General features: G+C 67.6%; 19 protein-coding genes. 11 read left to right on the top strand and 8 right to left on the bottom strand.

Features of this window, described 5'->3' with window-relative positions; all coding sequences use genetic code 11:
- Nucleotides 1–196 precede the first annotated feature (196 nt).
- The 5 genes from KB201_RS19275 to KB201_RS19255 are packed head-to-tail and all read left to right on the top strand — an operon-like array spanning nt 197 to nt 5,817.
- A complete protein-coding gene (locus tag KB201_RS19275; protein ID WP_065629496.1) occupies nt 197–1,309 on the top strand; it encodes a hypothetical protein in 1,113 nt (370 codons plus the stop codon).
- Nucleotides 1,306–2,523 (top strand): HpcH/HpaI aldolase/citrate lyase family protein, encoded by a 1,218-nt coding sequence (locus tag KB201_RS19270; protein ID WP_065629497.1) that lies wholly within the window; start codon nt 1,306–1,308, stop codon nt 2,521–2,523. The genes KB201_RS19275 and KB201_RS19270 overlap by 4 nt, the downstream gene beginning before the upstream one ends.
- Nucleotides 2,520–3,815: a phosphoribosyltransferase family protein gene (locus KB201_RS19265; protein WP_211540128.1), complete on the top strand. Its 1,296-nt coding sequence runs from the start codon at nt 2,520–2,522 to the stop codon at nt 3,813–3,815. Before KB201_RS19270 ends, KB201_RS19265 begins: the two co-directional genes overlap by 4 nt.
- Complete coding sequence (locus KB201_RS19260; RefSeq protein WP_065629499.1) at nt 3,815–4,939, top strand: cysteine protease StiP family protein; 1,125 nt, start codon at nt 3,815–3,817, stop codon at nt 4,937–4,939. The genes KB201_RS19265 and KB201_RS19260 overlap by 1 nt, the downstream gene beginning before the upstream one ends.
- A complete protein-coding gene (locus KB201_RS19255) occupies nt 4,936–5,817 on the top strand; it encodes an HAD family hydrolase (protein WP_065629500.1) in 882 nt (293 codons plus the stop codon). Before KB201_RS19260 ends, KB201_RS19255 begins: the two co-directional genes overlap by 4 nt.
- 13 nt (nt 5,818–5,830) lie before the next feature.
- Here the strand turns inward: KB201_RS19255 and KB201_RS19250 are convergent, their stop codons facing one another.
- Entirely contained in the window at nt 5,831–6,571 is a 741-nt protein-coding gene (locus KB201_RS19250) for a response regulator (RefSeq protein ID WP_065629525.1), read from the bottom strand.
- Between the two features lie 260 nt (nt 6,572–6,831).
- On the opposite strand from KB201_RS19250, the gene KB201_RS19245 reads away from it, so the two are divergent.
- Nucleotides 6,832–7,464, top strand: a complete 633-nt coding sequence (locus KB201_RS19245) for a helix-turn-helix transcriptional regulator (RefSeq protein ID WP_307848087.1) — start codon at nt 6,832–6,834, stop codon at nt 7,462–7,464.
- A gap of 83 nt (nt 7,465–7,547) precedes the next feature.
- Nucleotides 7,548–8,015: a hypothetical protein gene (locus tag KB201_RS19240; RefSeq protein ID WP_211540126.1), complete on the top strand. Its 468-nt coding sequence runs from the start codon at nt 7,548–7,550 to the stop codon at nt 8,013–8,015.
- On the opposite strand, the gene KB201_RS19235 is transcribed toward KB201_RS19240, so the two are convergent.
- From KB201_RS19235 to KB201_RS19220, 4 genes are all read right to left on the bottom strand, one after another.
- On the bottom strand, nt 8,012–8,263 hold the full coding sequence (locus KB201_RS19235) for a DUF6480 family protein (protein WP_211540125.1): 252 nt from the start codon (nt 8,261–8,263) through the stop codon (nt 8,012–8,014). The genes KB201_RS19240 and KB201_RS19235 overlap by 4 nt on opposite strands.
- Nucleotides 8,264–8,306: 43 nt before the next feature.
- Nucleotides 8,307–9,296: an alpha/beta hydrolase family protein gene (locus KB201_RS19230; protein ID WP_211540123.1), complete on the bottom strand. Its 990-nt coding sequence runs from the start codon at nt 9,294–9,296 to the stop codon at nt 8,307–8,309.
- The gene (locus KB201_RS19225) at nt 9,293–9,703 is read right to left on the bottom strand and encodes an ester cyclase (RefSeq protein ID WP_211540122.1); all 411 of its coding nucleotides are present in this window, start codon (nt 9,701–9,703) and stop codon (nt 9,293–9,295) included. The genes KB201_RS19230 and KB201_RS19225 overlap by 4 nt, the downstream gene beginning before the upstream one ends.
- 78 nt (nt 9,704–9,781) lie before the next feature.
- Nucleotides 9,782–11,071, bottom strand: a complete 1,290-nt coding sequence (locus KB201_RS19220) for a glycosyltransferase (RefSeq protein WP_211540121.1) — start codon at nt 11,069–11,071, stop codon at nt 9,782–9,784.
- Between the two features lie 189 nt (nt 11,072–11,260).
- On the opposite strand from KB201_RS19220, the gene KB201_RS19215 reads away from it, so the two are divergent.
- Nucleotides 11,261–11,884: a TetR/AcrR family transcriptional regulator gene (locus KB201_RS19215; RefSeq protein WP_065629504.1), complete on the top strand. Its 624-nt coding sequence runs from the start codon at nt 11,261–11,263 to the stop codon at nt 11,882–11,884.
- Here KB201_RS19215 and KB201_RS19210 read toward each other — a convergent pair whose 3' ends face one another.
- Entirely contained in the window at nt 11,885–13,054 is a 1,170-nt protein-coding gene (locus tag KB201_RS19210; protein WP_083207252.1) for a low temperature requirement protein A, read from the bottom strand.
- A gap of 186 nt (nt 13,055–13,240) precedes the next feature.
- Between KB201_RS19210 and KB201_RS19205 the strand changes: the two genes are divergently transcribed.
- Nucleotides 13,241–14,632, top strand: coding sequence for an acyl-CoA synthetase (locus tag KB201_RS19205; RefSeq protein WP_211540120.1), 1,392 nt, complete (start codon nt 13,241–13,243; stop codon nt 14,630–14,632).
- A gap of 151 nt (nt 14,633–14,783) precedes the next feature.
- The gene (locus tag KB201_RS19200) at nt 14,784–15,638 is read left to right on the top strand and encodes a hypothetical protein (protein WP_211540119.1); all 855 of its coding nucleotides are present in this window, start codon (nt 14,784–14,786) and stop codon (nt 15,636–15,638) included.
- An 80-nt stretch (nt 15,639–15,718) separates the two neighbouring features.
- On the opposite strand, the gene KB201_RS19195 is transcribed toward KB201_RS19200, so the two are convergent.
- Together KB201_RS19195 and KB201_RS19190 are read right to left on the bottom strand one after the other, a co-directional pair.
- Nucleotides 15,719–16,906 (bottom strand): alpha/beta fold hydrolase, encoded by a 1,188-nt coding sequence (locus KB201_RS19195; protein ID WP_137810176.1) that lies wholly within the window; start codon nt 16,904–16,906, stop codon nt 15,719–15,721.
- Entirely contained in the window at nt 16,903–18,021 is a 1,119-nt protein-coding gene (locus tag KB201_RS19190) for a homogentisate 1,2-dioxygenase (protein ID WP_137810177.1), read from the bottom strand. Before KB201_RS19190 ends, KB201_RS19195 begins: the two co-directional genes overlap by 4 nt.
- 141 nt (nt 18,022–18,162) lie before the next feature.
- Between KB201_RS19190 and KB201_RS19185 the strand changes: the two genes are divergently transcribed.
- Entirely contained in the window at nt 18,163–18,780 is a 618-nt protein-coding gene (locus KB201_RS19185) for a TetR/AcrR family transcriptional regulator (protein WP_211540118.1), read from the top strand.
- The last annotated feature ends 77 nt before the right edge of the window (nt 18,781–18,857 follow it).

Genomic DNA, 18,857 nt, shown 5'->3' with positions numbered 1-18,857 from the left:
TCGTCTCCCGACGCCATCCCCGCACCGCGGCACCTGCCGGCATCTCGGCATCCCAGCTCGCCGTGAGCCGGGGAATCCGGCCTCATACCGAGATGAAAATAGCCGATAGCATCGAGTGGTGCCCGGAAACTTCGTACGTCGTTGGTTCGGGAACGATTCACGCACGAATTCCGCGCCACCTGCATCATCGGAACAAATGACGGCAGCGTTCCTGGAGTCCGAATCCGTCCTGGCCGAGATCGATCCGGCCGTCGCGGTGACCGCCGCCCTCGACCCGCGGTCGCGCCTGCGCGCCTCGTGGTCGGACATCCGCGAGCAGCACGCCCAGGCGACGTCGGACTACCTCCGGCTGGTGTCCCCCCCGGCCGGCACACGCGTCGACCCCCGGGATCTCGACCGGTCGACACAGGCGCTGCGGTCGATCACCGCCTCCATGCGCGACTTCGCCCGGACCAACGCCGAGACCCTCGAGCGGGCGCGGGCCACGGTGCGGGCCGCCGACGCCCAGGACCACGAGGCGCGGGTGGCCGCCAACCGGGCGATGACCGCCCTGGAGAACGCCGCACCGGCGGTGGCACGACTGCAGTCGGTGTCGGATGCCACCGACGACCTCGCTCGTGCGCTCACGGCTTTCGACCAGGGCGCGGGGCTGCGTGCCCGGCAGACCGCCGCGGCAGCCGTGCTCAGTTCGGCGCGTCGCCTCGAACAACTTCTCGCCGAGGCCCCCGCCTTCGCCGACCGCGCACAGCAGGTCATCCGTTCGGTGGAAACGCGCCGGAGCGCGGTGTCCACCCGGAGCGCGCAACTCCCCGACACCCTCTCGGCACTGCGCCGGGAGTTCAGTGCCGATTGCTCCCTCGATCTACAGCGCAACGGCTCGGTCGTCGACGAACGGCTCGAACACGCCGACGCCGAGCTCGCGGCCGCCCGCGCGATGGTCGATGCTGCCCCCGACCAGGCCATCGGCCGCGCCGACGCCGCCCGCGACGACCTGGCCGTCGCGGAGAAGGCCGTCGACGCCGTGCTCGACCGGTTGCGACTCCTGCGGGAGGTGCGCGCCGACCCGCGGGGCGCGGAGCAGCGCGTGCGCTTTCGCCTGCGCGACGCCCAGCTCTTTGCGGTCAATCACCGTCTGGTTGACGAATGGGGCTCGGTCCTCGATGCTCAGGCCGACCGGATCGAGCGCGCCAAAGGGGTTCTGGATCGCATCCACCCCGACTACTGGAGCTACCTGACGCAGCTGCGTGCGGTGGACGACCGGATCACCGAGATCGTTTCGCGGATGAGAGGACAGGTGGCCGCAGGATGACCACCACTGCACGACACGACGACACCGGTCTCGAGCCCGGGACGATCCGGCACTTCGACCACCTGGAGCCGTCGGTCTCGAACTCCCTGTTCCATCGGCAGCCCGAGCCGATCGAGCCGACCTGGCCGGCGCAGCGGCTCGCCGTCGCGCTGGGCGCCACCCTGTACGTCCCGGCAACCCGGCCCGATCTTGCCGAGGTCATCCGCCGACGCCGCGCCGAGGGTGTGATCTCGATGGTCATCGACCTCGAGGACGCCGTCGCCGACGACGAGGAGGCCGAGGCGATCGAGCACGCCGTGGCCGCGTTGCGCGGTATCGCCGCGAACCCGTGCCGGCCGATGTTGCTGTTCGTCCGTCCGCGGTCGGCCGACCGGATAGTGCCGATCGCCACCGCGCTCGACACCCCGTCGGTGCTGACCGGGTTCGTCATCCCGAAGTTCTCGTCGGAGAATGCACCCGAGGCGTTCGACGCCGTTGCCGCTGCCGGACAGATCCTCGACAAGCACCTCTGGGTCATGCCGGTTCTCGAGTCGGCCGCGGTCGTGCACCGCGAGACCCGCGACGACGAGTTGACCGCCCTCGCGTCGCTCCTGAGCGCGCACCGTGACCACGTGCTCGCCGTGCGCATCGGTGCCACCGACATCTGTAGTCACTTCGGAATCCGCCGGGATCGTGACCTGACCATCTACGACGTCCGGGTCGCGGCCGATGTGATCGCCGGCATCGTCAACCATCTCGGCCGCAGCGACGAGAGCGGCTTCGTCGTGACGGGGCCGGTATGGGAGTACTTCGCCGACCACGAGCGCATGTTCCAGCCCATGTTGCGTCACACGCCGTTCCGCGAGAACGACGCCGTCTACTTCCGGCAGCAGCTCGTCAGCCGCGACATGGACGGTCTCCTCCGCGAGATCACCCTCGACCGCGCCAACGGCCTGCACGGCAAGACCGTCATCCACCCCGCGCATGTCGCCGCGGTGCACGCGTTGTCGGCGGTCACCCACGAGGAGTATCACGATGCACTCGACATCCTGGCCGGCGAGTCCGGCGGGGTACGGGCGTCGTCGTACCGCAACAAGATGAACGAGCTGAAGCCCCACCGCAACTGGGCCTTGCGGGTCATCGATCGCGCTGCCGCCTTCGGCGTGACCCGCCAGGGGGTCTCGTTCGTCGACCTGCTCACCGCGCTCGCCTCGCCCGGGCAGGCGAACTCGTGAACGATCCGGACACCGTCGGCATCGACTGGGTGACCGAACGTTTCGGCGTTCAGATCGCCGACGTCGGCGACGCTCCGGGTCACACGGTCCGCGACCTCGTCTCACTCGGCTTGCGCCACAATCGACGCCGTGCTCATCTGCTGGTCTCGACCGTGCTGGGCAAGCACATCCCGACCTCGCCCGCCATTGTCCGTGGCGCCGCCGACGATCTGGGCGCCGCGATCATCGCCGAGATCGGTGCGAATGCGGCGCGCGACGCCGTCGTCTTCGGCTTCGCCGAAACCGCGACCGGTCTCGGACACTGTGTCGCCGAACGCATTTCCGCATCCCGGTATCTGCACTCGACGCGGCGCAGACGCCCGGATGTGGTGGTGACGGGCACCTTCGAGGAAGGGCATTCACATGCGACGACGCATTTGCTGCAGCCCAGCGATTCCGCCTTCCTCGACGCGATGACACCCCAGGAGGTATTGATCCTGGTCGACGACGAGATCTCCACCGGCAAGACCGCGCTCGGCGCCATCGAGGCCATCGTCGCGGACCGTCCTCGTAAGCGGTTCGTCGTGGCGTCCCTGGTCGACATGCGTACCCCCGCGCAGAAGTCGGAATGCGATGATCTCGCAGCGAAACTCGGCGTCGATGTCGCTTACGTGGCGCTCGCGCACGGCTCGATCACCCTTCCCCCGGACCTCCTCGACGAGGTGTGGCAGCTCGGGTCCGACGAGCTCAACCCGGTGGCAGCCCGGCGCGGCGGCCTGGTCGCGGTGGCCCTCGACTGGCCGGCGGCAGTTCCCGACGGCGGCCGGCACGGAATTCTCCGCACCGACTCGACGGGCTTCCGGCGAGCGGCGACCGCGGCCGCCGACACCGTGGCGGCACACCTCGATCCGCGGCGCCCGGTTGTCGTGATCGGGCACGAGGAACTGATGTACGCACCCTTGTGCATCGCCGAGTCGCTGGAGCGTCGTGGCTTCGCCACCGGATACCAGACCACCACGAGGTCGCCGGCCCAGGTGCACGACGTCCCGGGTTATCCACTCCGGCGCGGATTCCGGTTCACCGCACCGGAACCCGATCCGGAGACGCCAAGGTATGTCTACAACGTGTCCTCCGTCGACCATCCGGACCCGCAGGTCGTCCTGATCGTCGACTCGCCGGCCGACACCGATGAGCTGCGTGCGCCCGGTGGACTCATCGACGTCCTCACCGCCGCCGGGCACCCGGTGGTGCTGGCCGTCGTGCCCGCCACCGACCAACGTTCCCTGGCACGAACCCGAGAGGCGGTGCGCTGATGGACATCGCCACCACCACGCCACCGCTGTGCGGACCGGAGTTCGGTTCGTACGCGGCCGACGAGGTCACCTGGCTGCTCAAAGACCTGTCCGACGTGGCGTTGGAAGGTGAACTGCGCGAACGGGAACGCCGAATCCAGTCCGGTCAGGCCCACTACGCGGAGTCGTTGCCGATCGAGTATCAACCCGGCCGCGAGTACCAGGAACTCTTCCATGCGACGCTACGGTCCTCGGCCCAGCGCCTCGCGGAAGCCGTCGGCGTGGTGTCCGAACTCATCCTGGCCGAGCGGCATTCCACGCCGACGCTGGTGTCGCTGGCGCGGGCCGGCACCCCGGTCGGCATCCTGATCCGACGGTGGATGGCGGCCGTCCACGGCATCGAACCCCAGCACTACACGATCTCGATCGTGCGCGCCCGCGGGATCGACACCGTCGCACTCGATCACATCGTGGCGCGGCACCCTGCCGAGTCGGTCGTCTTCGTCGACGGCTGGACCGGCAAGGGCGCCATCCAGCGCGAACTCACCGCCGCTGTCGACGACTACGCGCGCGCCGGCCGGCCGCAACTGCACGACGAACTCGCGGTGCTGGCGGACTCCGGCTCCTGCACGACCCTGTTCGGCACCAGGGACGACTTCCTCATCGCCTCCGCCTGCTTGAATTCCACTGTCTCCGGCCTGGTCTCGCGCACCGTCCTGAACGCCGACCACATCGGTCCGGGCGAGTTCCACGGAGCGAAGTTCTACCGCCATCTCGCCGACTTCGATGTCTCGGGACTGTTCCTGGACACCGTCAGCGCCGAGTTCGATGCAGTCGCCGACCGAGTTCGGGCGACGGTGTCGGCGATGACGCCGGAGTCACGCCGGCCCGACTGGTCCGGCTGGCGTTCCGTGGAACAGATCCAAGCCGAGTACGGCCTGTCGTCGATCAACCTGGTCAAGCCCGGCGTCGGCGAGACGACGCGGGTGCTGCTGCGTCGCGTACCGTGGCGCATCCTGGTGCGCGCCGACGATCTGCCCGAACATCGCCACATCCGGTTGCTCGCCGCCGAACGAGATGTGCCCGTGGAGGTCTCGCCCGATCTCGCGTACTCGTGTGTCGGGCTCATCAAGGAGGACTCGTGAACGCGCTGGTCGCCACCGATCTCGACCGGACCATGATCTACTCACGCGCCGCCATGGGCGACGAGCAGTTCGCGACCCTGGAGACCGTGTGCGTCGAGATCTACCGCGACGCGCCGCTGTCGTACATGACCACGACCGCCGTCGAACTGATGACCATCCTGGCACGTGAGGTCGTCGTCGTACCGACGACCACTCGCACCCCGGCACAGTTTGCCCGGATCGATCTGCCGGGCAGCCCATTTCGCCACGCCGTGGTCAGCAACGGTGGCCGGATCCTCGTCGACGGCGCCGACGATCCGGAATGGCGTGCGCACATCGACCGCGAGGTGACCCGCGCGGGCGCCACCCTCGACGAGGTCCGCGACGAACTCCGAACACGCATCGACGACTCCTGGGTCACCGCTCTGCGGACCGCCGACGACCTCTTCTGTTACCTGGTCGTCGACCCCGCGGTCCAACCGCCGAAGTTCCTCGAACAATGGCAGCAGTGGTGCGACGCACGTGGCTGGACGGCTTCCCAGCAGGGTCGCAAGATCTACGCGACCCCGCAGCCGGTGACCAAGTCGGCGGCCATCGCCGAAGTCCGGCGACGGCTCGTCGCTGACGGCACCCTCGACGACTCGGCAGTGCTCTGCGCGGCCGGCGACGGCTGGCTCGACACCGACCTGTTGCTCGCCGCCGATCACGCGATCCGCCCGCGGCACGGTGAGCTGGAATCGCTCGGCTGGTCGGCGCCCGGGCTCACGATCACCGCCGACACCGGGGCCCTCGCCGGTGTCGAGATCCTGCGGTGGTTCGGCGAGCGGAGCGGGATCACCGTGCCGGAATCCGCGACGCCTCCAGCGCGAGACCGGACCGTCGGGGTTCACGCGAACTGATCAACCGAACTGATCACGTGGGCATCGATCCGAGGACGTCGGAGTGCCCATGGCGTCGGCACCAGCTGATCAGGTATCGCGCGTGTAGGCCGCACCACCGGTAGACGGCGGCCTGGGTCATCGGCAGCGATGCGTCGTGCTCACCGCGCTCGACGATGATGGGCCCGAGGTAGTGGCTCGTCACCTTGTTCGCCGTGTTCGGCGACACCTTGGCGGCGCGGGCCAATGAGGCGTTGTCCGAGGCGCTGCCCGACGCAATCGCCCCCGCGAGACGGCCCGCGGTATGGCCGCGCCGACCATCGAACAACTGGTAGAGCGGTGGACGGCGCGCCGACGCGGCCCTGGGCAGGGCCTGGCCGAGCGCCACCGAGCGCACAACACCGACCAGCGTCGCGAAACCGTCCGATTTGGCGATGACCCCCGCGACCTCGTCGCGCAACCGCGCCTCGTCGAGATGGTCCTGTTCCAGCCCGTGTCCCTGGGTCGCCAGGACAACCGGCGCGTGCCGGTCATGGTGGTCGAGGGTGTCGATGACGTCGAGTCCGTCGAAGGTCCATTCCAGGTCGGGTCGGTTCCAGATCAGATCCGCCACCACGACGTCGAATCGCACGTTGCCGGCGATGCACTGGACGAACTCGTCGCGGCCGGTGGCAACGGTGACCGTGGCCTGGTCGAGCGCCTTGGTCAGCGGCACCGCGACCACGTGTCCCAGCGGGGAGGCGACAAGGACCCGCATGTCGGTCGGCACAGGCATGATCATGCCCGATATGTCCGCGGTGTGCGCGATCACGCATCCGATCGGACGACAGGGTAGTTATTTACCCTGCAATCATCACATCGGGTTCGAGATACCGCTGACAAACCGTCTCACGTTCGTAAGGCTGAAGAAGTTGGCGTTCGTGAAATAAATTCTCGATGCCCGATCGCGAGTCATGTCGATCATCCGAGAGAGTCCCGCCGTTTGTTCGGCTCACAGCTCCCGGCCGAATCGAAGTCGACAGGAGATCCCGGCACGTGTCCGTACCCCTCAACGACGCCCCCCGGTCGGCGACCCCCGGCACCGGGCCCACTGCCGCGCCGAGTCCGGAGCGGCGGATCACGGCCGTCGTTGCCGAGCACGACATCTTCGACGCCGCCCTGGCCGCTCTCGTGGAGAGCGCCGGCTACGACGCGACGGTCGTCGAACCCGCACAGCTCGCTGCCCTACGGAACCCGAGCGCGATTCTGGTGCGGTCGGCCGCGATGCTCGGATTCGTCCGGCGGGTGGCATCGCTGCACACCGTCAACGTCATCTTCGTGGGCAACGGGGTCGCGGGCTTCGATCACATCCGTGTCTCACCGCGGGCCCCGGCCGCCGAGGACGAGCTGCAGCGGGCGCTCGAGACTGCGGTGGGACCGCCGACCCCGTCGTCCGCACCCACACTCGCGAACCGGGTACGTATCACCCAGCGGGAGCTGGAGATCCTCCAGACCTACACGCTGGGTGCGACGCTGCGTCAGACGTCGCGTGTCCACGAGATCGCCGAGAGCACGGTGCGCGAGCACTATCGGCGTGTCGCCCGACGCTACGAGGAAGCCGGCCGGCCGATCGGGAACAAGGCCCAGTTGCTGGTCGAGCTCATCGCCGACGGCTGGGTGCGCCCCTGACACCGCCGCCGTGGCCGACGTGCGGCTCAGTTGGTGTCCTTTGCCTCACGACAGAGGCTCTCGGACGGTGCAGACTTCCGACCATGACCGCGCCCTCCGACTCCCTCGACCAACGGGGGGTCGGGAACCGACGGACCGGCACGGCGTGGACGCTCGCCGGGATGGAGCTGTTCGTGTCGTTGTCGGCACTCGCCGGGGGCTCGGCTCTCATGACCGATCAGTGGTCGATGCCGCGGGAGTGGCTCACCCACACGCCGTTCGAGACCTGGACCGCTCCCGGTGTCGCGCTGATCGCCGTGATCGCGTTACCCCACCTCGTGGCTGCCGTGGTCGCCGCCGTCCCGTCCGTGCCCGCGCGGTTGGGAATAATCGGCGGCCTGCTCGCCGGGTCGTCGCTGATGGTCTGGATCATCATCCAGATCGCGCTGCTGCAGGTGTTCTTCTTCCTACAACCCGTGCTCTTCGTCGTCGGCATCGGTGAGATCGCGCTGGCGATCCGCTGGCGGCGCGTCCGCTGCCCGTCGACGCCGGGTGACGGCGCTGAACCCTAGAAGAGCCCCACGGCGCGGCCGATCAGACCGAGCGCGACGATGAGAAAAATGAGCGCCGCGATGGCGATGACAATGACCCCGCCGGCACGCCTGCGCTCCGGCGGTTCATGTTCCTCTCCCCCGACCGCGGATTCCGCCGGCGGTGTGTCACCGGGCGCCACTCCGCCGCCGGGCTCGAGTCCCGCCGTGCTGGACGGGTCGGGGTTCTGCGGGTTGAACGGTTTGCGGGCGGGGTCGTTGTCAGCCATATGGGCGGTGTACCCGGAATGGCGCGAAGTCACTCGTGGGCGATCAGAGGCCGGGTGCGAGTGCGGCGAACATCACGGGCAGATCCTCGGCCCAGTAGGGCCATGCGTGCGTTCCGATCGCACGGAAATGGACGACCGGCTGCAGACCCTCGGACCTCATCCGGCGGGCGAACTCGTTCGAGCACGCGTTGACCGAGTTCTCCAGTACCGCTCCCGTCGCGATCTTCTCCCCACGGTGCCGGCCCGGGTCGAGCCGGGTGCGTTGATCGAGGGGGCCGGGCGCGCCGGTCCCGGACGCGATGAAGACGCGCTTTCCGACGAGGGCCGGCAGGCGGCGACCCGGGTCGTGGTCGGCCCATCCCGGCGCGTTCCACGGACCCCACATGTTGGTGGGATCCCCACCGTCCCGGATAATCGCGGCTCGGATCTGCCCTTCGTGCACCGGGCCGGTCGTGAACGGGCAACCGCTGATGGAACCGACGCCCGTGTACAGGCCCGGCCGGCGCGTCGCGAGTGTGAACGCGGCCTGGCCGCCCATGGACAGGCCCGCGACCGCGTTCCGCCCGTTGCCGTGGAACCGGCCGTCGATCAGCGACGGCAGTTCGACGGTCAGGAACGTCTCCCACTGCGGACGCCCGAACGTCGCGTCGTCGTGCTGCCAGTTCGTGTAGAACGCCCCCTGGCCGCCGGGCAGCACCGCATTGACGTCCTTGTCGCGGAAATACCTGTCCGCGCGGGCTTCCCGAATCCAGTCGCTGATCGCCGTCTTGCGGCCGCCCCCGTCGAGGAGATACAGCGTCCCGCGCGACCGGGAGTGCGCCGGGTGCAACACACTCACCGGCACGTCCCGGCCCATCGCAGCCGAACGGATCACCAGATCGTGCCGCTGCGGCCCGACCGCCACACTGCTGATCACCGACGCCGACGCGGATACCGGTGCCGCCGAAACGATTCCCTGCGTACCCGAGACGATCGGACCGGCGACGAGCGCAGCCGCGAAGACCCTGATCAACCGGCGCCGAGCACGACTCATCCGGGGAGCACACCCAGCTGCCCGAGGAAGTCGAGCTGATCGAAGTACAGGTGCTCGGACATCAGCTCCGAGCCGTCGATCCGGTAGGTCGCACTCCATCGGAACGAGACAGGCCGTCCGGTGGGTTCGACCGGACCCGACGGACTCTGCAACACACCGTCGTGGACACCGTCGAACGTGCCCTCCACCGAGGCGTTGTCGCCGTCGACGACATACGAACCAACGGTGAGGCGACCGTCGGAGAAGGCGCCCTGGAAGACGGACAGGAAACCCAGTACGCCCTCCCGTCCCGTGAACACCCCACCCGGCGAGACCAATTCCGCATCGGCGGCCCATGGTTCATTCTCCGGTGCGCGGTCGTTGAAGGCACCGATGTGCGCGTCGATGACTGCTCGTGCATCACTCATGTCGGGCTCTCTTTCTCGGTTGTCGTCGGCAGATGCGCCGACATTCGGGTATCCGGATGACACAGACCGCGCGGCGGGTCAGGATGAGCGGGTCGATCGACGAACCGCCCGATCGACTTCGGTCACAATCGTCTGGGTCGAGTCGTAACCGGCGATCGCATGCGCCATCTGCCGGCACCGAACGGCAACGCCGTCGTCGGCCAGGATGCGGCGTACCGTCGCGGCGAGGTCCGCAGGAGCGGGTCGCCGGGTCCCCAGATTCGCGCCGACCCCGAAGTACGCCACCCGAGCCGCGACTTCGGGTTTGTCCTCACCCCCTGGTACGACGACGACGGGCACGCCGTGGCGCAGTGCCTGCAGCACTCCGCCGTAGCCGCCGTTGGTGATCAGCACCGATGTGCGCGGCAACAGTGCGTCGTAGTCGAGGAACCGCGCGACCCGCGTGTTGTCGTTCCGCGGCACGGGATCAGGGTCCGCACCGCCGGTTGTCACGACGACCTGGACGTCCATCTCGGCCAGCCCGGCGACGGCGGGTTCGATCAGTTGGGAGAAGTCGTCGTTGTCGAGCGTGCCCTGGGTGACGTGAACGATCGGGCGGTCGTCGTCGACCATCTCCGACCACCACGGCGGCGGGGGAACAGCACCACCATGGAACACCGGCCCCGCGAACACCGTGTTCGGCGCGAGATCTGATCGCGGATACTCGAATTCGGCCGGGCCCAACTGAACGAAACGGTCGAACGCCCTGGACAGGTCGAGGACGAAATGATCAAGCGAGCCCCCGGCCCGTCGGACCAGGTCGCGCGCCGAGGACTGCGTGGACGCGAACAACACCCGTCGTACTGCCATGTGAGCCAACCGGTTACGGAGCCGACCCAGTGGACCGGACATCGGCGGCAAGCCACTGTTGAAGGGGGCGACGTCGGGACTGGACTGAGCGAGCGGCATGGTGCCGACACCGATCACCGGAGGCCGCCGGCCCGGGGGCCGGGACAACAGGGGGATGATCCCGGCGAAGGTTCCGTCGCACACGATCACGTCGACACTCCGGCGGCCGAGGACCGATGTCACCGCCGTCGCCTGCTCCGGCAGCGGCGCGATGAACGTCCGCTCGACCTGGTAGCGCGAGAGCGCCAGTCCGCGGTACCGATGCCGGTCGGGGGTGAAGCTGTCGGGGTCACGTTCGTCCAGATCGGCGACTCCGGTCAGCGATTCGACGGTCAGCCCGGCGTCGCCAACCCGGTCGGCGAAACGCGAGCCGGTCAGCATGATCACCTCGTGACCCCGATCCGCGAGCACACGTCCGACAGCGGTGAGCGGACCGACGTGTCCGGCCAGCGGCGTGGCGCACAGCAGAATGGTCGACATCGATCCTCCATTTGGATAGAGCTCGACTCTAACCAAATTAGACGACGGATGATCACTCTCGCGTAATCGGTCCCATCTTTGCACTTCAGCGGGCTAAGTGAATTCGGGGACCGTGATCGACCTTTGGGCGAAGCCCAGCAACGCCACTACTATCGTTGTCGTTGGAGTCCGACCCGACCGGAGGCCGGCGTGAGCAAACGCCCCTACACACCGCGTAAGCGCGCGATCAGCGCCGCGCAGACGCGGACACGCATCCTCGACGCCGCCCAGGCGCTGTTCGTCCAGCAGGGATATTCGCGGACCACCGTGCAGCAGATCGCGCAGCAGGCCGAGGTGTCCGTCGGCACCGTGCATCAGGCGGGGTCGAAAGCGTCCCTCATGACGGCCGTCCTCGAACGCGCCTTCACCGGTGACGAGAAGTTCGTCTCGCTGCTCGAGCGACCCGAGTTCATCGCGATCATGAACGACACCGACACCGATCGCGCCATCGGGCGGTACGTCGACCACGTCGTCGCCGCGAACAGCCGGATCGCCGATCTATGGCATGCCGCGACGCTGGCGGCCGACACCGACCCGGCCATCGGCGAACAGCTCGAGCGGTCTGAGCTCCGCCGGCTCGACGACGTGCACACCGGCTGCCACTGGTTCGTCCACCGGGGCCTGATCTCCGACACCCGGGTCGATGAATTCGCCGACATACTGAGCTATCTCACCGGCCCGGCGACCCATCGCTACTTCACCGTCGAACGGAACTGGAGCACCGCGCGATTACGCAGCTGGCTGCTCACCGGCATCATGGCGGCGATGCGGTAGTCACACGTGCGGGTCGCCGGCCGTGGTGAGCGGTGGTCGAAGGACCAGGACGACGACGATCGCGACGAGGAAGACGGCGGTCAAGGCGAACGGGACCGGGATGACCGGGTCGAGCAGGACCAGGAGCGCACCGACCGGTACCACGGTGTTCACCACGCGATCGGCGTTGGCGCGCAGAGCAATCCACCAGATGCCCAAGATGAAGACCGCGATGGGGATCGTGACAGTGAACGACGCCTGGGTTTCCGTCAACTCGCTGTGGTGGGTCAGGACGTCGATCTCGACCTCGATACCGGCCGAGAAGGCACCAGCAGCGGCGAAGACGAAGTAGTGGACGTATCCGTACCGGAGGGAGTCGGCGAGCGATCCGATGGCCCGGTGGTGCGGCGGCCAGAAGTAGATCCACCACAGCGCGGCGGTCGCGATGAACGTGAGGATCGCGATCGAGATCAGCGGGGCGAGCTCCTGTTCGTTGTGCAGCGCCTCGATGATGGCGTTCGACGACGCCAACAGGCTCTCGCCGAGCAGGATCAGCGTGAACAGTCCGTACCGTTCGGTGATGTGATGCGGATGCCACGGAGTGTTTCCCTGCTTCTCGGCGACCACCGGCACCGCGAGCTCGGCACCGACGAGCATCACGAACCCGATGGTTGCGGCTGCTCCCGACGGTACGAGCAGCCATAGCAGCCACAGGATCTGGACGACGGCGATCCCGGCGGCATAGAGCCGGGTCGTCCGGCGGCGGTCTCCGGCAGAGCCGGAAGCGCGCAACCACTGCGCGACCATCGCGACGCGCATGACCACGTAGCCGAACACGACCAGGGTGAACTCGTGGTCGACGAAGGCGGGCTCGATCCCGGCGGCCAGCACCAGCACACCCGCCATCTGGACGAAGGTGAGCACCCGGTAGAGCCAGTCGTCGGTGCCGAACGATGTCGCGAACCAGGTGAAGTTCATCCACGCCCACCAGATGGCGAAGAAGATGAAGGCGTACGACACGACCCCGTCGACGATGTGGTTCTCGGTGAGTGCGTGATGGAGCTGGACGGCCGCGATGCTGACCGCGACCACGAAGACCAGATCGAAGAAGAGCTCGAGCGTGCTGGCCGTCCGGCCCGGTTCGGCCGGGTCTCGTAGGCGCATGGTGTTCAGGTGAAAGCGCTCAGACATCGTTGCCCCCGATCGGTCGCTGCGTGTGCACGAGATCATGCCATCGGCGCCGAGGGCATGCGCTCAGGAGTGCGGGTCGGGGTGTCCCACCGCCGACGGCGGTCGGCGTGAGGGGCGCACGCCGTGTGACCTCGGCGATCTGCGCAGGTGACGGGCGGGATGGACCCGTCGTGGCACAGTGAACACGTGCTGCTGCCCACCCTGACCCCCACCGCACCGGACGACCCCGCCGTGATCCGTGTCGGCGACGACAAGCTGTCGCGCGAGGACCTCGTCGGGGCCGCGACGGCGGTCGCCGAACGGATCGCCGGTGCCCGAACCGTCGCGGTACTGGCCACGCCGACGGTGGAGACGGTGCTGGCGGTGGTGGGCGCGCTGATCGCCGGGGTGCCGGTCGTCCCCGTTCCGCCCGACTCCGGGCCGCGCGAGTTCGAGCACATCCTCGCGGACTCGGGGGCACAGGCGTGGCTCGGACAGGCCCCCACCGCGCCGACCCTGCCCGTCATCCCGGTCCGCCGCTACGCGAAATCGTGGCACCGTCACCCGGAACCGCACGCCGATTCGACCGCACTGATCCTCTATACCTCCGGCACGACCGGCCTCCCGAAGGGGGTTCCGATCACCAGGCAGAGCATCGCCGAGGGCCTCGACGCACTCGCCGATGCGTGGTTGTGGACCGCCGACGACACTCTGGCGCATGGCCTTCCGCTGTTCCATGTCCACGGGTTGATCCTGGGGGTCCTGGGTCCCCTGCGACGGGGCGGGCGACTGATCCACACCGTCACCCCGACCGCGGACACCTACGCCGGTGCCGCCGGATCCGGCGCGACCATGTTCTTCGGCGTGCCGACGGTGTGGAGCCGCGTCGCCGCCGATCCGACTGCGGCACAGACGCTGTCGTCGGCGCGCGTCCTGGTGTCGGGCAGCGCCCCGCTTCCCGTGCCGGTCTTCGAGCGGATCCACGAGCTCACCGGCCACGAGATCGTCGAGCGTTACGGCATGACCGAAACACTGATCACCGTCAGCACGCGCGTCGACGGACAGCGCCGGCCCGGATGGGTGGGTCTCCCGCTCGCCCACGTGGAGACCAGGCTGGTGGAGAACGGTGAGCCGCTGCCCCACGACGGCGAGAGCGTGGGCGATCTCCACGTCCGCGGCCCGATGATGGCGTCCGGGTATCTGAATCGTCCGGATGCGACTGCCGAATCCTGGCTTCCGGACGGCTTTTTCGCGACCGGTGACGTCGCGGTCATCGACGGGGGCGGGATGCACCGCATCGTCGGCCGACGAGCGACCGACCTCATCAAGTCCGGCGGGTTCCGCATCGGGGCCGGCGAGATCGAGACCGTCCTGCTCGCCCACCCGGCGGTCCGTGAGGTGGCGGTGATCGGCGTCCCCGACGACTACCTGGGCCAACGCATCGTCGCCTACGTCGTCGGCGACCAGGTCGCCGACACCGAGCTCATCGAATTCGTCGCCGGCGAGCTGTCGAATCACAAGCGGCCGCGCGAGATCCGGTTCGTCGAGTCCCTCCCGCGCAATGCCATGGGCAAGGTGCAGAAGAAGCTGCTGGAGTGACCGTCGTCTGAAAACCGCCCGGTGGAGCGGACCCGACGACGGTCTGCCGGCTGTCCGTTTTCCACGGGCGGTTTTCACACGGCTGACGTAGTAATCCACAGACGTCTCGGACGCCGGGTTCTGCCCGCCGCCACGATAGACACTGTCCCGCATGACCTTCGACGAGCTCACCGAGCGGTTCGGCGGCGTCGTCGCCACCCATCAACTCCTGGCCGCCGGCGAGACCTCCGCATCGATCCGGGATGCGTGCCGTTCCGGCACGCTCTCGTCGATACGCCACGGGTGGTGCCGGACCGAGGCCGCCGAACCAGAAGTGGTCGAGGCAGTCGCCGATCATGGCGTCGTCTCCTGTGCGACCGCGCTACGACGCCACGGACTCTGGATACCTGAACATCCCGAACAAGTGCATTCGCGTGTGACGCGCCACGAGCGACGCCGATCCCACGACAGGTGCCGACGGTACGGCCGGCCGACCCCGGCCAACGGCGCCGTCGACGATGTCGCGACAGCATTGCAGTACGCCGCCCGATGCTTCGACGTCGAGGGATTCGTCATCCTGTGCGACTCCGCACTCAACACCGGCAAGATCACGCCCGCACGACTCCGCACCGAGTTCGATGACGCGCCGATGTTCATCAAGCGCGCCATCGAGAAGACTCACCGACTCGCCGCGTCGGGAACCGAGACAGCAGCCCGCCTGCGTCTCAGAAGCGCCGGCTTGCGAGTCACGGTCCAGCACCACGTACCCAGTGTCGGATGGGTCGATCTGCTCGTCGGAGAACGGCTCGCGCTCGAGCTGGACAGCGTCGAACACCACTCCGGAATCGAGAAGTACGAGGAGGATCGCACTCGAGACCGAAAGCTGATCTCACGCGGTTACTTTCCGTTGCGGGTCACCTATGCACAGGTGTTCGGCGACTGGGCCGACACCTATGCGGACATCGCCGAGATCATCGCTCGGGGGTACCACCGCACCCGGTCGCCTGCCTGGAGAAAGCCAAGCTGATAACCGCCCATCAGAAACGGACACCGGGCGCTACGTCCCCGAGCACTTTCCACCGGGCGGTTTTCAGCGAACCCAGGCCGTCAGTTGGCCCACGACCGCTCGGCCAGCCACTCGGTGATGGTCCCGACCGCCTCTTTCAGGTGTGGGATCTGGTCTCGGCCCGAGTAGTAGTGCGTCGCACCGACAATGGTGTGCAGGGTCTTGTCGGGATGACCGACCGCGTCGAAGAGGCGGTGCGTATGACTGGGCGTGCACGCGTTGTCGGCGGAGTTGCCGATGACCAGTGTCGGGACCGCGAGATCGGCCGCACACCGGGGACCGTCGCCGTTGGCGTCGTCGAAGCTCCACTGCGACAGCCAACTTCGCAGCGTGGTGAACCGGGCGAGTCCGACCGGGCCCATGTTGACGATCCGCGGATCACCCAGATAGCAACCGAGCTTGCGATCGCTCGGGTCGACGGTCAGGTCGAGCCAGCGCGGATCGGCCATCGTTCCGTGCACGATGAAACCGCGCTCCATCAGCGGTTCGCCCCGCCCGCGCAGATCGACGAGTCGCTCTTTCACCCAGGCGGTGATCCGCCGGTTGCGGTCGATCTGCGCCGCGCGGTAACGGTCGAGGAACTCCGCCGAGTACGGCGGCTGGTTCGGGTTCGAGGGATTGTAGAGGTCCAGCTCCGGATCGCGGTTGTCGGGATCCGACTCGTCGAGGATCGACGGGTCCATCCACTCGGTCAGGGTCCCGTGCCGCGAGACGTGCGCCGCGAGCAGCATCATGCCGTCGGCGGCGGGGAGGTCGAGGGCGGTCAGGTCCGGCGGTTCCCCGGCAGGTGTGGCGGCGACCGTCGCGTGCTGTGCCTGCTGCTGGTAGTACAGCGACAGTGCGCCGCCGCCGCTCCACCCGGCCAGGATGACCTTCTCGTAACCGAGGCGTTCGCGCGCATCCTTCACGCACGCACCGAGATCCTGCACCACCTTCTCCATGATCAACGCACTGTCGACGCCGCGATACCGGCTGTTGCAGTAGATGACATGGTGGCCGGCGCGGGCGAGCGCATTGGTCATCGGCAAGTAGGCGCCGCCCCCGATCGGGTGCATGAAGACGATGACGTTCTTCGACGGCACGCCACAGGGGCGGAGCAGGTAGCTCTCGAGCACCACACTCTCGGTCACCCCGCCGTAGGTGTCCTGGTACGCCGAGAGATCATCGAAGACAACGAGATAGGGAATGCGGTCGTAGTCGTGACGAGGCACGTCCCCCCGGTCGCTCATACTCGTGACCCGGCGCCGGCCTGTGCGGAGTCCGCGACCCCGGATTCGAAAAGTGCGGGTGCGGCGATCAACCGTCGACGGGTGTCGATCGAGATCACCTGCCATTCCACGCGGTCGAACTCGTCGAACTTGCGCCGGGAACGCTCTCGCGCCCGCTCCGGGATGCCGTGATGCATCCCCTGGGGTGCGTGGGAGATCAGGCCCGGCGGCATGCCGACTCCGAACATGCTGCCGCCGTGGAAGAACGCGATCTCGTCGAAGTCGGTGTTCCGGTGGTACCACGGCAGCCGTTCGGCACCTCTGCGCGCCTCGGCGGGGCGCGGCAGGAAGTTCATCACGTACACCCCGGTCGCCTGCATGAACAGATGCACCGTGGGCGGCAGATGCACCGTCTCGGAGGTGATGACGTCGTAGTCCTCGATGTTGAACGTGAACGGGAAATTGTCTCCACGCCAGCCCTCTACGTCGAGCGGGTGGAACGGGTAGAACAGCGATGTCTGCCCCTCTCGCTGCCGGAACCGCACCTCGTACTCGTCTCGGCCGTCACCGTCGAACGCCTCCGCCTCGGGAACGACGACGAGCGAGGAGTCGAAGGGGAAGAACCTGCCCAGTACGCCCGGTTCGGGCACCCGGAACTCGTCGACCGCCTCGATGACGAGCAGCAACGACGCACCGTCGGGCACCTGACGATAGGTGCACCCCTTGGGGAGATATACGTAATCGCCGGGCCGGTAGGGCAATCGACCGAACTCGGTCTCGAAATACCCGGTGCCCTCGTGGACGAAGACGAGTTCGTCGCCGTCGACCGGGCGAAACCAGAACGGAGCGGCCTCTTTCCGACGACTCAAAGAAATCCGGCAGTCCTCGTTATGGAACATCAGCAGCGGCTCACCCGCGGGGTCGTTCTGGTCGGTGGGCGCGAGGTCGGTGACGATTCGATCGACGCCGGTGTGGGTGCCCACCGCCCGGAACTGCGTCGGGTCGTTGCGTCGATACAGATGTGCCGTGCGGCCGGTGAAACCGTATCGTCCGAGCTCATCGTCTTTCAGATCGGCGACATCTCGGTGCACCTGCCGAGGCGTGCGCCCCTTGCGGTGCTGGACGAACGATTCCATGCCGAACTCCTGTCTCTGCGTTTTTCTGATGCTAGATTCAGGTTCAGAAGATGACAAGGGTCACACTTTCCGTCGATCCGAGTGCGGTCATCGACCGTCCCCATGGTTCGATGGAGAATCGGTCCGCGGAAGGAGCTCACGGTGCCGCCGACGAACAAAGGTCGCCAGACCGAGGCCGCGTTTCTCGACGCCGCGCGCCGGACGTTCGCCGAAAAGGGCTACCTGAACACCAAGATCTCGGACATCTCCGCCGCTGCCGGCCGGTCGACCGGTTCGTTCTATAACTACTACGACAGCAAGGACCGACTGCTCGAAGCCCTGCTGGATCAATTCTCGGACGAAGTGGTGGAGCAGTCGCTCGCGACCCGGCACACCGAGCCGGAGGCGAGCGTCCGCGCGGCCGTGACCGCGTACTGGACGACATACAAGAAGTACCTGCCCGAGATCATCGGCCTGTTCCAGATGTCGATGACCGACGACGATTTCCGCAACCGCTGGCTGGCCAACCGGGTGTCCGGTGTGAAGCAGGTGTTGTCCGGTCTGCACGGTGCCGAGCGCGCGGGTTACTCCATCGGGCTGCCGCTCGAGCCGCTGGCGTCCGCGCTGGTCGCGACCCTCGAATCCACGTGCTGGACCTGGCTTGCGGTCCGCGGTGACGCCGCCGGACCCATCCCCGACGACGACACGGCCATCGAGATCCTCACCGCGATCTGGTACCGGACCGTCTTCGGGGCCGGACCGGCACAGTCGGCTCCCTGACCCTTCGTGGCAGTGAGAATGGGTGTGGGTGGTTGACCGGGTTTGGGTCTGACTTACTTCGTGGCTGACGGTGCTGT

The sequence above is a fragment of the Gordonia sp. SCSIO 19800 genome (assembly GCF_018132775.1).
In the GTDB taxonomy this organism is placed as follows: Bacteria; Actinomycetota; Actinomycetes; order Mycobacteriales; family Mycobacteriaceae; genus Gordonia; species Gordonia hongkongensis.
This window is presented reverse-complemented; position numbering and strand designations above follow the sequence as displayed.

Bases quoted from the DNA above. Each gene is read 5' to 3' on its own strand.
- KB201_RS19275 (WP_065629496.1), top strand. From the start codon at position 197: ATGACGGCAGCGTTCCTGGAGTCCGAATCCGTCCTGGCCGAGATCGAT.
- KB201_RS19270 (WP_065629497.1), top strand. From the start codon at position 1,306: ATGACCACCACTGCACGACACGACGACACCGGTCTCGAGCCCGGGACG.
- KB201_RS19260 (WP_065629499.1), top strand. From the start codon at position 3,815: ATGGACATCGCCACCACCACGCCACCGCTGTGCGGACCGGAGTTCGGT.
- KB201_RS19250 (WP_065629525.1), bottom strand. From the start codon at position 6,571: ATGCCTGTGCCGACCGACATGCGGGTCCTTGTCGCCTCCCCGCTGGGA.
- KB201_RS19240 (WP_211540126.1), top strand. From the start codon at position 7,548: ATGACCGCGCCCTCCGACTCCCTCGACCAACGGGGGGTCGGGAACCGA.
- KB201_RS19235 (WP_211540125.1), bottom strand. From the start codon at position 8,263: ATGGCTGACAACGACCCCGCCCGCAAACCGTTCAACCCGCAGAACCCC.
- KB201_RS19230 (WP_211540123.1), bottom strand. From the start codon at position 9,296: ATGAGTCGTGCTCGGCGCCGGTTGATCAGGGTCTTCGCGGCTGCGCTC.
- KB201_RS19225 (WP_211540122.1), bottom strand. From the start codon at position 9,703: ATGAGTGATGCACGAGCAGTCATCGACGCGCACATCGGTGCCTTCAAC.
- KB201_RS19220 (WP_211540121.1), bottom strand. From the start codon at position 11,071: ATGTCGACCATTCTGCTGTGCGCCACGCCGCTGGCCGGACACGTCGGT.
- KB201_RS19210 (WP_083207252.1), bottom strand. From the start codon at position 13,054: ATGTCTGAGCGCTTTCACCTGAACACCATGCGCCTACGAGACCCGGCC.
- KB201_RS19200 (WP_211540119.1), top strand. From the start codon at position 14,784: ATGACCTTCGACGAGCTCACCGAGCGGTTCGGCGGCGTCGTCGCCACC.
- KB201_RS19195 (WP_137810176.1), bottom strand. From the start codon at position 16,906: ATGAGCGACCGGGGGGACGTGCCTCGTCACGACTACGACCGCATTCCC.
- KB201_RS19190 (WP_137810177.1), bottom strand. From the start codon at position 18,021: ATGGAATCGTTCGTCCAGCACCGCAAGGGGCGCACGCCTCGGCAGGTG.